This window comes from Mesorhizobium sp. M0615, assembly GCF_040320805.1.
Taxonomy (GTDB): domain Bacteria; phylum Pseudomonadota; class Alphaproteobacteria; order Rhizobiales; family Rhizobiaceae; genus Mesorhizobium.
Genome location: NZ_JAMYQI010000009.1, coordinates 181,062 through 195,702, shown reverse-complemented (window position 1 = coordinate 195,702; position 14,641 = coordinate 181,062). Strand labels below are relative to the sequence as shown.

14 protein-coding genes are annotated in these 14,641 nt (G+C 64.0%); 11 read left to right on the top strand and 3 right to left on the bottom strand.

Features of this window, described 5'->3' with window-relative positions; translation table 11 throughout:
* Positions 1-26: 26 nt before the first annotated feature.
* Positions 27-515: an Lrp/AsnC family transcriptional regulator gene (locus NKI46_RS17845; protein ID WP_023686966.1), complete on the bottom strand. Its 489-nt coding sequence runs from the start codon at positions 513-515 to the stop codon at positions 27-29.
* 82 nt (positions 516-597) lie between these two features.
* On the opposite strand from NKI46_RS17845, the gene ehuR reads away from it, so the two are divergent.
* The 10 genes from ehuR (at position 598) to doeB (ending at position 10,564) form a co-directional block, all read left to right on the top strand.
* Positions 598-1,983: a MocR-like ectoine utilization transcription factor EhuR gene (ehuR, locus tag NKI46_RS17840; protein ID WP_023682676.1), complete on the top strand. Its 1,386-nt coding sequence runs from the start codon at positions 598-600 to the stop codon at positions 1,981-1,983.
* Positions 1,984-2,106: 123 nt separating this feature from the next.
* On the top strand, positions 2,107-2,892 hold the full coding sequence (gene ehuA / locus NKI46_RS17835) for an ectoine/hydroxyectoine ABC transporter ATP-binding protein EhuA (RefSeq protein WP_023682675.1): 786 nt from the start codon (positions 2,107-2,109) through the stop codon (positions 2,890-2,892).
* Between the two features lie 63 nt (positions 2,893-2,955).
* Entirely contained in the window at positions 2,956-3,807 is an 852-nt protein-coding gene (gene ehuB / locus NKI46_RS17830; protein WP_023682674.1) for an ectoine/hydroxyectoine ABC transporter substrate-binding protein EhuB, read from the top strand.
* Positions 3,808-4,013: 206 nt separating this feature from the next.
* On the top strand, positions 4,014-4,673 hold the full coding sequence (gene ehuC / locus NKI46_RS17825; RefSeq protein ID WP_023738378.1) for an ectoine/hydroxyectoine ABC transporter permease subunit EhuC: 660 nt from the start codon (positions 4,014-4,016) through the stop codon (positions 4,671-4,673).
* A complete protein-coding gene (gene ehuD, locus NKI46_RS17820) occupies positions 4,673-5,332 on the top strand; it encodes an ectoine/hydroxyectoine ABC transporter permease subunit EhuD (protein WP_023729203.1) in 660 nt (219 codons plus the stop codon). Before ehuC ends, ehuD begins: the two co-directional genes overlap by 1 nt.
* Before the next feature lie 8 nt (positions 5,333-5,340).
* Complete coding sequence (gene eutA / locus NKI46_RS17815; RefSeq protein ID WP_023686971.1) at positions 5,341-6,120, top strand: ectoine utilization protein EutA; 780 nt, start codon at positions 5,341-5,343, stop codon at positions 6,118-6,120.
* 5 nt (positions 6,121-6,125) lie between these two features.
* Entirely contained in the window at positions 6,126-7,112 is a 987-nt protein-coding gene (gene eutB, locus NKI46_RS17810) for a hydroxyectoine utilization dehydratase EutB (RefSeq protein ID WP_352460161.1), read from the top strand.
* Positions 7,113-7,344: 232 nt separating this feature from the next.
* On the top strand, positions 7,345-8,337 hold the full coding sequence (locus NKI46_RS17805) for a cyclodeaminase (RefSeq protein ID WP_352460160.1): 993 nt from the start codon (positions 7,345-7,347) through the stop codon (positions 8,335-8,337).
* A gap of 38 nt (positions 8,338-8,375) precedes the next feature.
* Positions 8,376-9,554: an ectoine hydrolase DoeA gene (gene doeA / locus NKI46_RS17800; RefSeq protein WP_023738380.1), complete on the top strand. Its 1,179-nt coding sequence runs from the start codon at positions 8,376-8,378 to the stop codon at positions 9,552-9,554.
* Between the two features lie 5 nt (positions 9,555-9,559).
* The gene (doeB, locus tag NKI46_RS17795; RefSeq protein ID WP_023738381.1) at positions 9,560-10,564 is read left to right on the top strand and encodes a N(2)-acetyl-L-2,4-diaminobutanoate deacetylase DoeB; all 1,005 of its coding nucleotides are present in this window, start codon (positions 9,560-9,562) and stop codon (positions 10,562-10,564) included.
* Between the two features lie 25 nt (positions 10,565-10,589).
* Here the strand turns inward: doeB and NKI46_RS17790 are convergent, their stop codons facing one another.
* Positions 10,590-12,086: an aldehyde dehydrogenase family protein gene (locus NKI46_RS17790; RefSeq protein ID WP_352514639.1), complete on the bottom strand. Its 1,497-nt coding sequence runs from the start codon at positions 12,084-12,086 to the stop codon at positions 10,590-10,592.
* 532 nt (positions 12,087-12,618) lie between these two features.
* The gene (locus NKI46_RS17785; protein ID WP_031245143.1) at positions 12,619-14,136 is read right to left on the bottom strand and encodes a winged helix-turn-helix domain-containing tetratricopeptide repeat protein; all 1,518 of its coding nucleotides are present in this window, start codon (positions 14,134-14,136) and stop codon (positions 12,619-12,621) included.
* 252 nt (positions 14,137-14,388) lie between these two features.
* On the opposite strand from NKI46_RS17785, the gene NKI46_RS17780 reads away from it, so the two are divergent.
* Entirely contained in the window at positions 14,389-14,616 is a 228-nt protein-coding gene (locus NKI46_RS17780; protein ID WP_023729208.1) for a DUF1127 domain-containing protein, read from the top strand.
* The last annotated feature ends 25 nt before the right edge of the window (positions 14,617-14,641 follow it).

Here is a 14,641-nt window from a genome sequence, read left to right as displayed (position 1 = left end):
CGTCCCGACAGACATTCTCTCCGGGCTTATGCCGACGCCGGCAGCAGGTCGGCTATCGGCAGCACGATTTCGTCCTTCACCGTCTTGGTGACGATGTAGGTGAAGTAGCGGTCGATGCCGATCTCGCGCTCCAGCAGGTCGTCGACCAGCCGCTGATAGGCGTCGATGTCGCGCGTCATCACCTTGACCACATAGTCGACGCCGCCGCCCACCGACCAGCAGGCGACGATTTCGGGGATGTCGCGGATGACGCGTTCGAAGCGGTCGAAATCGGCCTGGCGATGGCTGGCCAGCGTCACCTCCATCAACACGGTGGCGACCGGCGCCACCACGCGCATGGCGATCCTGGCGTGGTAGCCCGAGACGATGCCTGCCTTCTCCAGCTTGCGCAGCCGCATCCAGCACGGCGTCGGCGACAGCCCGACCTGTTCGGCCAGCGCCAGCTTGGTGATGCGCCCGTCGCGCTGGATGGCGTCGAGTATCCTGAGGTCGACCGCGTCGAGTTTCGATGTCATCGGCGTCCGCTTTTTGTCGGCATCACCATGACGGCGCATTATTTCGATTGTCAATTGCACTGATTTCGATCTCTATTAAGTCATGACATCATGGCAACCCGACCCTGCGCTCATCCGCCGGCCAGCCTATCAAACGCTGGCCGACCAGTTCGCCCGCGCCATTCATGACGGGCGGCTGGCCAACGGCGCGCGGCTTCCAACGCATCGAAGGCTGGCAGACGATTTAAAACTGTCGGTGCAGACGGTCAGCCGCGCCTACGAAGAACTGATCCGGCGCGGCCTGATTTCGGGCGAGATCGGCCGTGGCAGCTTTGTCCAGACGCAGCGCCGCGACCCGGAGCCGCCCTATCTGCCGGAGCGCCTCGGCGAGGTCATCGATCTGTCAATCCTGAAGCCGGTCTGCGAGCCGATGCATTTGGAGCGGCTGAAGCAGGCGCTGGGCTGGCTGGCCGAAAACCTGCCATCCAGTTCGGCGTTGTCGTTCCGGCCCAACATGGTGTTCCCGCGTCACCGCGCGGTGGCTGTCGAATGGCTGAAACTGTGTGGGCTCGACACCTCCGCACAGAATATCAGCCTGACCAATGGCGCGACCGCCGGGATGACCGTGGCGCTGATGAGCGTTGCGCCGCCGGGATCGACTGTCGCCACCGAGGCCATCGGCCACCACACGCTGGTGCCGCTGGCGCGCTATCTCGGCTTCAACCTGGAAGGCCTGCCGATCGACGGCAATGGCCTGATCCCGGAGGCGTTGGACGAGGTCTGCCGGCTCACCGACATTCGCGCGGTATTCGTGCAACCGTCGGTGATCAACCCGACGGCGACGCTGATGGACGCTCGGCGGCGCGAAGAGATCGCCGCGGTCGCGCGCAAGCACGACATCGCCATCATCGAGAACGATGTGCTCGGTCCGCTGATCGAGGACCGGCCGCCGCCGGTCGCCGCCTTTGCGCCGGAGCGCACGCTCTACGTCACTTCCTTCACCAAGATCACCGTACCTGGCCTGCGCATCGGCTATCTCGCGGCGCCCGACCGCTATGTCGCCGCCGTTGCCAACCGGCATCTGGTGTCGAACTGGATGGCGACGCCGCTGGTGGCCGAGATCGCCACCAAATGGGTGACCGACGGCACGGCGATGGAACTCGTTCGCTGGCAGCGCGCGGCATTGCGCCGCCGCCAGGACATCGCAGCCGAGGTGCTGGGCGGGGTTGGTTATCGCGCCAGGCGCGACGGGCTGCATGTCTGGTTGCAACTGCCCGCGGACCGTGCCGAGGAAAGCTTCGTCGCCCAGGCCCGCCTGCAAGGCGTGGCGATCGCGCCCGGCACCTCCTTCCGCATCTCGGATGCGCCCTGGCATCCGGCGGTGCGCATCTCGCTCGGCTCGACCACCGAGGGGGAACTGCGCGCCGGCCTCGGCGTTGTCACCAAGTTGCTGCTTGGCGATCCGGAGCATCTGCTGCTCGCAATCTAAGCGGGAATTGCTCTGGAATCATGCAGTGCCGGAAATATTGTCATGATTTTATTTTCCCAATTGACATGATTTGGCGCGTTCCGCATCGTTAAGGGCACAGGCTTCTCCAGCAGGGGAAATTCATTGTCCTCACCCATCATCAAGGTCGACGCCATTTCGAAGAGCTTCGGCTCGTTCAAGGTACTGGACGGCCTGTCGATGCAGGTCATGCCCGGCGAGAAGCTGGCGCTGATCGGCCCGTCCGGCTCGGGCAAGACGACGATCCTGCGAATCCTGATGACGCTGGAGAAGATCGACGGCGGCCATATCCAGATCGATGGCGAGCAGCTCTATCACATGGAGCGCAACGGCCAGCTGCTGCCCGCCGACGAGCGGCACCTGACCAAGATGCGGCAGAAGATCGGCATGGTCTTCCAGCTGTTCAATCTGTTTCCGCACAAATGCGTCATGGATAACGTCACGCTGGCGCCGATGCTGACCAAGGGCACGCCTCGCGCCGCCGCTGAAAAGCGGGCCATGGAACTGCTCGACATGGTCGGCATGGCCGACAAGGCGAAGTCGATGCCGGCGCAGCTGTCCGGCGGCCAGAAGCAGCGCGTGGCGATTGCCCGTGCGCTGGCATTGTCGCCGAAGATCATGCTGTTCGACGAGGTGACGTCGGCCCTCGATCCGGAGCTGGTCGAGGAGGTGATGAATGTCATGCGCAAGCTCGCCGCAGAGACCGACATGACCATGCTGCTGGTCACCCACGAGATGGGCTTTGCCCACGACTTCGCCGACCGCGTGCTGTTCTTCGACCGCGGCAAGATCGTCGAAGAGGGCAAACCAGACGAGATTTTCCGCCATCCAAAGCAGGAGCGCACGCAAGGCTTCCTGAAGAAGATCATCGCGGCCGGACATCGTGTCTGACCGCTTTGCGGGGCGGAAGACCGCCCCAGACAAAACCAAGAAGACAACAAGGAGTTGGGAACAATGAAGAAACTTGGCATTCTGGCCGGCGTCGCCGGTCTCGCACTGACGGCGGTGCTCGCCGCGTCGAGCACCGGTTCGGCCGATGACAGCAAGCTCGAGCAATTGAAGGCACAGGGCTTTGCCCGCGTCGCCATCGCCAACGAGCCGCCCTATACTGCGGTCGCTGCCGACGGCAAGGTTTCGGGTGCGGCGCCCGACGTGGCGCGCGAGGTCTTCAAGCGCCTCGGTGTTGCCGACATCGTCGCTTCCATTTCGGAGTATGGCGCGATGATCCCCGGCCTGCAGGCCGGCCGCTTCGACGTCGTCACCGCCGGCCTGTTCATGAAGCCGGAGCGTTGCGCGGCGGTCGTCTATTCCGAGCCGGTGCTGTGCGACGCCGAGGCGATGTTGGTGAAGAAGGGCAATCCGAAGGGCTTCAAGAGCTACGAGGACGTCGCCAAGGACACGTCGGCCACCATCGGCGCGCCGGGCGGCGGCACCGAGGAGAAGCTGGCGCTCAACGCCGGCGTGCCGCGCGAGCGCGTCATCGTCGTGCCGGACGGCCAGAGCGGCCTGAAGATGCTGCAGGACGGTCGCATCGATGCCTATTCGCTTCCCGTCCTGTCGATCAACGACCTCGTCAAGAAAGCCAACGATCCGAACCTCGAAGTCATCGCCCCGGTGGTCGGCGCGCCGGTCTATTGCGACGGCGCCGCCTTCAAGAAAGGCGATGAGGCCCTGCGCGATGCCTTCGATGTCGAGCTCGCCAAGCTGAAGAAATCCGGCGAGTTCGCCAAGATCATCGAGCCCTACGGCTTCTCGGCCGCAGCCGCGATGTCGACCACGCGGGACAAGCTCTGCGCGGCGAAATAGCGCCGTTTTTGCCTTCTCCCTGTTCACGGGGAGAAGGTGGCCCGAAAGGCCGGATGAGGGGCGGCGCCAGGTTCTGAGAATTTAGCGCTGCCCCTCATCTGCCTGCCCGTCCTCCGCAGCAGCTGCGCTGCAGCTTCGGAGGGTGGACTGGCATCTTCTCTCCGTGAACGGGGAGAAGGAAGCTAACCGCCAACGTTGGAACCCGAATGACCCAGTGGTCCGGCTACCTCGGCCTCATATTGCAGGGAGCGCTTGTCACCATCGAGCTGACGCTGATGGGGTCGGTGCTCGCCCTGATCATGGCCTTCCTCGCCGGCATGGGCCGCGTGTCGCGCTTCTTTGCGCTGCGCTGGCTGGCCACCGCCTATATAGAATTCTTCCGCGGCACCTCGATCTTCGTGCAGCTGTTTTTTGCCTATTTCGTGTTGCCGTTGATCGGCCTCGAACTGACCCCGCTGCAGGCGGGCGTGCTGGCGCTGGGCCTCAATGTCGGCGCCTATGCGGCCGAGGTGGTACGCGGCGCCATCCAGTCGGTCGGCCGCGAACAATATGAAACCTGCATCGCGCTCAACCTCGGCCGCTGGCAAGGCATGCGCCACGTCATCCTGCCGCAGGCGCTACTGGTCATGCTGCCGACCTTCGGCAACAATGCCATCGAACTGCTCAAGGCGACCTCCGTGGTGTCGCTGATCTCGCTCGCCGATCTCACCTTTCAGGCGCAGGTCGTGCGCTCGCAGACCGGCAACACGCTGGCGCCGTTCACCACCATCCTGATCATCTATTTCGCCCTGGCGCTGATCATCTCCTGGGGCGTGCGTTCTCTGGAACGCCGCATGGCGCGCGGCCTCGACGGGGTGCGCGTCTGATGGATTGGGATTGGAACTTCGTTTGGGAAATCCTGCCAACGCTGATCCAGGGCGTGAAGATCACCATCCTGGCGACGCTGCTCGGCTCGGTGCTGGCCGCGATTGTGGGTCTGGGCATCGCGCTGGCGCGACGCTCGCCCAACAAGGTCCTGTCACGCAGCATCGGCTGGGCGGCCGAATTCATCCGCGGCACGCCACTTCTGGTGCAACTTTATTTCATCTTCTATGTCCTGCCGGATTTCGGCATCCTTTTGCCGCCCTTGGTCGCCGGCGTCATCGGGCTCGGCCTGCACTACGGCACCTACACGGCGGAAGTTTATCGCGCCGGCATCGACAACGTGCCGCGCGGCCAGTGGGAGGCGGCCAAGGCCTGCAATCTGAGCGCCACGCAGACCTGGACCAACATCATCATTCCGCAAGCGATCCCACCGATGATCCCGGCTTTGGCCAACTATTTCATCGCCATGTTCAAGGAGACGCCGCTCCTATCGGCGATCACCGTGCTGGAGCTGATGAACCAGGCCAAGAGCGTCGCCAACACCTACTACCGCTACATTGAGCCGATCACGCTGGTCGGCGCTTTCTTCCTCGTCATCAGCCTCTTCTCGGTCGTGCTGCTGCGCTGGCTGGAACATCGCTACGGCAAGATCGAAAGGTAATTCTCAAGATGAAACCGCTGCCCGAAATCAGGCTGATGCCGACAAGGCCGGCGCTCGATGCGCGCCCGCTGGAAAAGCGCGTCGGCCTGATCATCCTTGCCACCGACCACACCAGCGAACCGGATTTCCGCCGCATGGTGGCGAGCGAGCGGGTCGGCGTCTATGTCGCGCGCATTCCCTACAAGAATCCGACGACGCCGGAAAACCTTCGCAAGATGCAGCCGGAGCTGGCGGCGGGCGCCGCGCTGATCCTGCCAGACGAGCCGCTCGACGCGATCTGCTACTCCTGCACCTCGGCCTCGGTGGTGATTGGCGACGCTGAAATCGAGGCCGCGATCCAGTCTGCCAAGCCGGGTGTTCCCGTCGTCACGCCGCCGATGGCCGGCGTGCGCGGGCTGCAGGCGCTGGGCGCGAAAAAGATCAGCATCCTCACCCCTTACACCGTCGAAACCTCCAGGCCGATGGCGACGTATTTCGGCGAGCGCGGCTTTGAGATCGTCAGCTTCACCTGCCTCGGCTTCGAGGATGATCGCGAGATGGCGCGCATTGCGCCGGCAGCGATCGTCGATCTCGCACGCGAGGCGACGCATGCGCAGGCCGATGCACTGTTCGTGTCCTGCACCGCATTGCGCGGAGCGCTCGCGGTTCCCGGCATGGAACAGGCGATCGACCGCCCGGTCGTCACCAGCAATCAGGCCAGCGCCTGGAATTGTTTGCGGTTGTGTGGCGACGGGACGTCGCATCCCGAATTTGGCCGTCTGATGACGCTGCCTTTGCCGCGCGATTGACGATCATGACGACAGTCACCCTTAACGATATTCGTGCCGCCCGGGAGCGAATTGCCGGCAAAATCGAACGCACGCCGACAGGGTTATCTCACAGCCTTTCCGAACGACTGGGCATCCCCGTCCACCTCAAGCTTGAACACCGCCAGACCACCGGCAGCTTCAAGCTGCGCGGCGCCTCGAATGCCGTTACTTCGCTGAGCGCCGAGGAGAAGGCGCGCGGCGTGGTCGCGGCGTCGACCGGCAATCATGGCCGTGCGCTGGCCCATGCCGCGAAGCTCGAAGGCATGCGTGCGGTGATCTGCATGTCGCGACTGGTGCCGGGCAACAAGCTCGACGAAATCCGTCGGCTTGGCGCGGATGTCCGCATCATCGGCAACAGTCAGGACGAGGCGCAGCAGGAGGTCGAACGGCTGGTGGCGCAGGAGGGACTGGTGATGCTGCCGCCCTTCGACCACCCGGCCATCATCGCTGGGCAGGGCACGCTTGGACTGGAGATGATCGAGCAGGTCCCGGATGCCGCTCTCGTCCTCGTCCAGCTTTCCGGTGGCGGCTTGGCCTCGGGCATCGCCGCAGCTATCAAAGGCACTAGCCCCAGGACAAAAGTGATCGGCGTTTCGATGGAACGTGGCGCTGCGATGAAGGCCAGCCTCGACGCCGGCCGGCCGGTCGAGGTTGAAGAACTGCCGACACTGGCGGATTCGCTCGGCGGCGGCATCGGTCTCGACAACCGGCTGACCTTCGCCATGTGCCGCGATCTGCTCGACGACGTGATCCTGCTCACCGAGGACGAGATCGCCGCCGGCATCCGACATGCCTATGAACAAGAGCGCGAGATCGTCGAAGGCGCCGGTGCGGTCGGCATCGCTGCGCTACTCGCCGGCAAGGTCAAGGCGACCGGGCCGGTGGTCGTTCTTCTCTCGGGCCGCAATATCGACATGAACACGCATCGCAAGATCGTCTGCGGTGACGCAATCGCGGAGCGCGCGGCATGAAAACTCTCCCACGCCGAATTCCCGCCCACCCCCCTCTGTCCTGCCGCACATCTCCCCCGCAAGGGGGGAGATCGGCAGCTTCGATGCGGTCGCTGTTCTTGCTGCGCTGGAGATTGGCGAAGGCAGGAGTGCAGTCCAATCTCCCCCCTTGCGGGGGAGATGGCCGGCAGGCCAGAGGGGGGTGTGACGGAACACTATCCTTCGTGGTGCGCGCTAGTACGGAGCGCGACACATGAGTCCGATGACCATCCTCACCGAGAAGGAACTGCGCACAATCGTGACGCTCGATCTCGACGCTGTCGCCTGTGTCGAAGACGCTTTCCGCGCGCTCGCCACATTGCCGGTGGCGATGCCGCCGATTCTGCGGTTGGACATTCACGAGCAGCGCGGCGAGGTCGATGTGAAGTCGGCCTATGTGCCTGGAATAGACGGTTTCGCCGTTAAGATAAGCTCCGGCTTCTTCGACAATCCGAAGCTCGGTCTGCCCAGCGGGGGCGGCATGATGGTGTTGCTCTCGGCAAGAACCGGTGTGGTCGAGGCGCTGCTGCTGGACAATGGCTATCTCACAGATGTCCGCACCGCTGCTGCCGGCGCCGTCGCGGCGAAGCATCTGTCGCGGCCGGATTCGTCCGTCGCCGCAATCTTCGGCGCCGGCGTGCAAGCCGGGCTGCAACTCGAAGCGCTCATGTTGGTGCGGCCGATCGCCGAGGCACGTATCTGGGCGCGCGATGCCGTCAAGGCGGAGGCGGCCGCAGGCGCGCTGCGCGAAAAACTTGGCGTCCTCGTGCGCGCCGAGCCGGATGCAGCCAAAGCAACCATCGGCGCCGACATCATCGTCACCACCACGCCGTCGACCGAGCCGCTGATCAAGGCCGGCTTTGTCGTTGCCGGGCAGCACATCACCGCCATGGGCTCGGATGCCGAACACAAGAACGAGATCGCGCCGGCGATCCTGCGCATGGCCGATCTCTATGTCGCCGACAGCGCCAAGCAGACACGGCGTCTGGGAGAACTGCATCACGCCATCGCATCGGGCGTGATGGGAGCCGATGCCGATGTCACCGAACTCGGCCAGATCATCGCCGGCGAACGGCACGGAAGGCGCTCACCCAGCGATATCACCATTGCCGACCTCACCGGCACCGGCGTGCAGGATACGGCGATCGCCACGCTCGCTCGCGACCGGGCGCGGGCGGCCAATGCCGGAACCATTTTTGAAAGCTGATGCTGGCCGCAAGGCCCAACAAACGAGGACCAAGAACAATGCAGCCGAACCTGAAATTCTCGCGTGGCGAATTTGCGGATCGCCTCGCCAAGACGCGAAAAGCCATGGAGGGGAAAGGCGTCGATCTGCTTGTTATCAGCGACCCATCCAACATGGCCTGGCTGACCGGCTATGATGGCTGGTCGTTCTATGTGCATCAGGCGGTGATCGTGCCACCATCGGGCGAGCCGGTCTGGTACGGTCGCGGCCAGGATGCCAATGGCGCCAAGCGCACCGCCTATCTCGCGCATGACAACATCGTCGGCTATGCCGACCACTACGTGCAGTCGACCGAGCGCCACCCGATGGATTTTTTGGCAAGCGTGCTTAGTGATCGCGGCTGGGGCAAGCTGACCGTCGGCGTCGAGATGGACAATTACTGGTTCTCGGCTGCCGCCTTCGCCGCGTTGCAGAAGCACCTGCCCAACGCCCGCTTCGTCGACGCGACAGCGCTGGTCAATTGGCAGCGCGCGGTGAAGAGCCCGACTGAAATCGACTATATGCGCAAGGCGGCTCGGATCGTCGAAGCCATGCACCAGCGCATCGTCGACAAGATCGAAGTAGGCATGCGCAAATGCGATCTGGTCGCCGAGATCTACGATGCCGGCACGCGCGGTGTCGATGGCGTCGGCGGCGACTATCCGGCGATCGTGCCGCTGCTGCCGTCGGGCGCCGACGCCTCGGCGCCGCATCTCACCTGGGACGACCAGCCGATGAAGTCGGGCGAGGGCACCTTCTTCGAGATCGCCGGCTGCTACAACCGCTACCATTGCCCGCTGTCGCGCACCGTCTTTCTCGGCAAGCCGACACAGGAATTCCTCGATGCCGAGAAGGCGACACTGGAAGGCATGGAGGCGGGGCTGGCGGCGGCAAAGCCCGGCAATGCCTGTGAGGACATCGCCAACGCCTTTTTCGCCGTGTTGAAGAAATATGGCATCGTCAAGGACAACCGCACCGGCTATTCCATCGGTCTCTCGTATCCGCCGGATTGGGGCGAACGCACCATGAGCCTGCGCCCCGGCGACCGCACCGAACTCAAGCCTGGCATGACCTTCCATTTCATGACCGGTCTCTGGCTGGAGACCATGGGACTGGAAATCACCGAATCCATCCTGATCACCGAAACCGGTGTAGAGTGCCTCGCCAATGTACCGCGCAAACTGGTGGTGAAGAATTGAGCCCGATGCCTAGCCTCCGCCCTTCCCCGATCGCCCCGACCGTCGATTTCGACAAGGACGGCGTGCAACATGGTTTCCTGCGCCTGCCCTACAGCCGCGACGACTCGGCCTGGGGTTCGGTGATGATCCCGATCTGCGTCATCCGCAACGGCAAGGGGCCGGCCGCGCTGCTCACCGGCGGCAACCATGGCGACGAGTATGAGGGGCCGCTGGCGCTCTACGATCTCGCCCGCACGCTCGATCCCAAACAGGTCAGCGGCACGGTGATCATCGTGCCGGCGATGAACTATCCGGCCTTTCGCGCCGGCACCCGGACGTCGCCGATCGACAAGGGCAACATGAACCGCTGCTTTCCCGGCCGTCCCGACGGCACGGTGACCGAGAAGATCGCCGACTACTTTCAACGCGAACTGCTGCCGCGCGCCGACCTCGTCTTCGATTTCCACTCCGGCGGCAGGACGCTGGATTTCGTGCCCTTCTGTGCCGCCCACACGGTGCCCGACAAGGCGCTGGAGCAGAAAGCCTTCGACGCGGTCGCCGCGTTCTCGGCCCCGTTCTCGATGCGCATGATCGAGATTGACTCCGTCGGCATGTATGACACGGCGGCCGAGGAATTGGGCAAGGTCTTCGTCAGCACCGAGCTTGGCGGCGGCGGCACCTCGCGTGCCCAGACCGTGCGGATCGCGCGGCGCGGCATCAACAATGTGCTGCGCCATGCCGGTATCCTTGATGGTGCGGTCGAGAAGGGCAGAACTCAGTGGCTCGACATGCCGTCAGGCGATTGTTTCTCCTTCGCCGAGGACGACGGCATGATCGAGACCATGGTCGATCTCGGCGAGCCTGTGAAAGAAGGCGCGGTGCTGGCGCGCATCCATTCCACCGGCCGCACTGGCATCGCCCCGCAGGAGATCAAGGCAAAAATGTCCGGCATGCTGGCTGCGCGGCATTTCCCCGGCCTGGTCAAAGCCGGTGACTGCGCGGCCGTCCTGGCCGTTTTGGTTTCATCGTGATTTCGCATAGAACGCCGCGCGAATATCAGTCGGTCTGGATCCAGACCGACTTGGTCTCCAGATACTCGTGCAGATGCTCGATGCCGCCCTCGCGGCCATAACCCGACATCTTCATGCCGCCGAACGGCACCGCCGGGTCGATGGCATGGTACATGTTGACCCAGACCGAGCCGGCCTTGACCCGGCGCGCAAGCTTGTGGGCGGTGCCCAGATGCGTGGTGAAGATGCCGGCGGCCAGGCCATAGGGCGTCGCATTGGCGCGCGCCACCGCTTCGTCGAGCGTGTCGAAGGGCATCGCCGAAATCACCGGGCCGAAAATCTCCTCGCGCGCGATGGTCATCTGGTCCGACACGGCGCCGAAGACCGTCGGCGCAATGAAGTTGCCGCCATCGTAGAGCTCGCCGGTCAGCCGCGAGCCACCGGCGACCAGTTCGGCGCCTTCGTCGCTGCCGGCCCTGATATAGCCCTCCACCTTGCCTGCCTGCCTGGCATTGATGAGCGGTCCGATTTCCGTCTCTGCCTCGATGCCATGGCCGATCCGCAGTCTGCCGGCGAAATCGGCGAGCCGGCGGACGAACTCGTCATGGATTTCGCGCGCCACGAACAGCCGCGAGCCGGCAATGCAGATCTGGCCCGAATGCACGAACACCGCCATCGCCGCGATCGGAACAGCCTTGTCGATGTCGGCGTCGCGGCAGACGATGATCGGCGACTTGCCGCCGAGCTCCAGCGAAACGCGCTTGAGGTTAGCCACGGCTGCCCGCGCGATGGCCTGGCCGGTCAGCGTCGATCCGGTGAAAACGATCTTGTTGACGTCTGGATGTTCGGCGAGCCGCGCACCGGCTTCGGCCCCGGTGCCGGTGACGACGTTGACGACGCCGTCGGGCACGCCGGCTTCCTGCATCAGTTGCGCGATCAGCAGCGGCGTCAGCGACGCATCCTCGGACGGTTTCAGCACGATGGTGCAGCCTGTCGCCAGCGCCGGCGCGATCTTCCAGATCGAGGCGGCGGTCGGCGCGTTCCAGGGAATGATCGCACCAACGACGCCCACCGGCTCGCGCCGGGTGAAGGTGACGATCTCGCCGGGAATCGAATTGTCGATCGTCTCGCCATGCAGCGCCGTCGCCATGCCGGCATAGAAGCGCAGCATGCCGATGACGCGGCGCCGGTTGGCGAGCGTGCGCGTGATCGGCAGTCCCATATCGAGCGTGTCGGAAACGCTGAGCTCTTCCCAATGCGTCTCGAAGAGATCGGCGATCCTGAGCAGCACGCACTGCCGCTCGTAGGGCGAGAATTTGGACCATGGGCCTTCGAAGGCCGCGCGCGCGGCGGCCACCGCCGAGTCGATATCGGCAGCCCCGCCGCGCGGCACTGTCGCCAGCACCTCGCCTGTTGCCGGATTGAGTGCCTGCATGCCGTGGCCGGACTGCGCCGCGACCCACTTGCCGCCAATGAACATCGGTCGGAATTCGCCATGGTAAAGCGCCGTGGCCTTCGCCTTCGGGTCGAAGTTCAGCGTCATCTCTTCCTCCTCGCAATTCCGTGGCGACTATTACTCCCGCCGCCGACCTCAAACAAGGAAAGCTAAAGGGCGCTCGGACAATCAGATTGCGCGGACTTCCCGATCACGCCAGCCGCTAGAGCGTGATCCAGAAAAGTGGGAAACGGTTTTCGGAAAAGATCATGCTTCGACAAACGGCATCTAGAAAATCACCGGCATCTAGAAAAATCATCGCGAGTTGTCGGAGCGCGTCGCTGAAAGCTCAAGGAGGCAAGCCCGATCATTGCCCACGGCGACCGCGATGCCGGCATTGCAGACGAGAGCGCAACAGGTAGTCGCCAGCCGCCACCCAGCGCTCACCCGTGGCCGGATCGATCGTGGCCGTTCCAGCCGGCTTCACCGTGACAGAGGTTTCGCGCGCCGCTTCGCTGCAATCGCTGTTGGATGACTGCACGCGGAAGCAAGATCGGTCGAGCGGCCTCGCGACTTGCAAACATTGACAGATTGAGCCGCAACCGACGGTGCCTGGCATTCGATCGAGCACGCCGGTCCGTCACTCCGGAAGGCCGGCCTTTCGGAAGCCATCGACGAAATGGTCGAGCGTGGCCGTGTCGCGGAACGGCTCCGTCTCGACCCAGTGGCTGGTGGTGAAATGTGGGTTCGCGACAAGGAACAGGTCGACCTCGGCGCGCGCCTCATCGATCCGGCCGAGTTGCGCAAGGCTTGCCGCAAGGAAACGGCGCGAGCTTGTCCGATACGTCTCGTCCCGGCGCGTCGTCTCGACGGCGGCTTCATAGTCGCGCGCCGCATATTGCGCCTGGCCGAGCGTCAGGTAGTACCAGCTTGCCGGAAACGGGTTCAGCCGGAACGCCTTGCCGATATAGTCGAGGCCGTCCTCGACGCGCCCGGCCAGGACCGCGATGTCGGACAATGTCGCCCAGGCATCGGCCTCGTTCGGGTCGAGTTCGAACGCCTTGGCAAATCCCACATCCGCTTCGTCGAATCTGCGCTCATAGGCAAGCAGGTTGGCAAGCACCCAGTGGCAGCCGGCATCGTTGGGATCGATCGCCACAGCCTTGCGCGCCAGTTCCAGGGCAAGGCCGCGGGCAGGCTCAATGGGCTCTCCCCAATGCACCCATCCCATCCAGTGGTTCATGGCAAGCCAGCGATAGGCTTCGGCATAGTCCGGATCGAGCGCAAGCGCGCGCGTCAGCAACAGATGCGCTTCGCGCGCCGTCTCCGGCGAGACGTCGATCAGGTTGCGGGCCCGCACGCACAGATCGTAGGCCTCGAGATTTCGGGGCCGATTGCGCGGCAGCGGCGCGCGCAGCCGGCCAAGCAGCGCCTCGACGATCTTGGCCGTCACCTCGTCCTGAACGGCAAAGATATCTTCCAGGCCGCGATCGAAGCGGTCTGCCCATAAGTGCTCGCCGCTCAGCGCGTCGACCAGCTGGGCGTTGATGCGCACGCGCCCGGCGGCGCGTCTGGCGCTGCCCTCCAACAGATAGCGCACGCCAAGTTCCCTGGCGACCTCGCGCACATCCACCGCCTTGCCCTTGTAGGCAAAGGTCGAGTTGCGCGCGATGACGAACAGGCCGCCGATCCTCGACAGGTCGGTGATCAGGTCTTCGCTCAACCCGTCGGCAAAGGCTTCCTGCTCGGGGTCGTTGCTGAAATTGGCAAAGGGCAGCACGGCTATCGACGGTTTGGCGGGCAGCGGCAAAGCCTGTCGCTTCTCGTCGCCGAGCTGTTCGATGGCGCCGGCGAAGCGATAGCCGACGCGCGGAACGGTCGATATCCATTCTCCGCCGTTCGTGGCCGGACCCAGCAGCTTGCGCAATTGCGCAATCTGGACGGTGAGGTTGCCTTCCTCAACGGCGGTGCCTGGCCATGCCGCATCCATCAACTCGGCCTTGGCCACGATCTCGCCGGGCCGGGCGACGAGCGCCGCCAGCAGCTGCAGTCCGCGGTGGCCGGCGGCGACGGGAACTTGGTCCCGAAGGAGCGTTCCCGCACCCGGATCGAGCACGAACGGACCAAAGGCAAAGCGCGATCCCTGCATAACGCGCATCTATAGAGCAATTCCAGGAAAGGTGTGAAGGCGGTTTTCCCACGGGAAAGCGCAGAGCGCTTCACGGACGTATGGCGTCAAAACAAAGAGTTGAGCACCTCGTCGTTTCGATGAATCGGCGAGGTGCTCTAACTGCTTTGGAACTTTTGAGAACTATTTGGCCGCGCTTAATTACGGCGCCGTCCGCATGCGGCAGAATTCAACCTCTTTCAAGCCGAGGGCTGTCGCCCCTCAAACCGAATGGAGGTTGCCATGAACGATACCCTTGCTTCTGCTCGTGCAGCCTTGCCGGAAAAGGCGGTGTCATCGGGCCGGCGTCCGACGGGCCCGCGGGGCATGATCGCGGCCTGGCGCGAGCGGATACGCTTTCGCTGGGACCTCAAGCAGATGGCGGAGACCAATCCGCACCTGATCGACGATATCGGTCTGACCAGACGCCAGGTCGAGGCCGAAATCGTCAAACGCTTCTGGCAAGTGTGAGCTGATGTCGCGGATAAGACCCGCC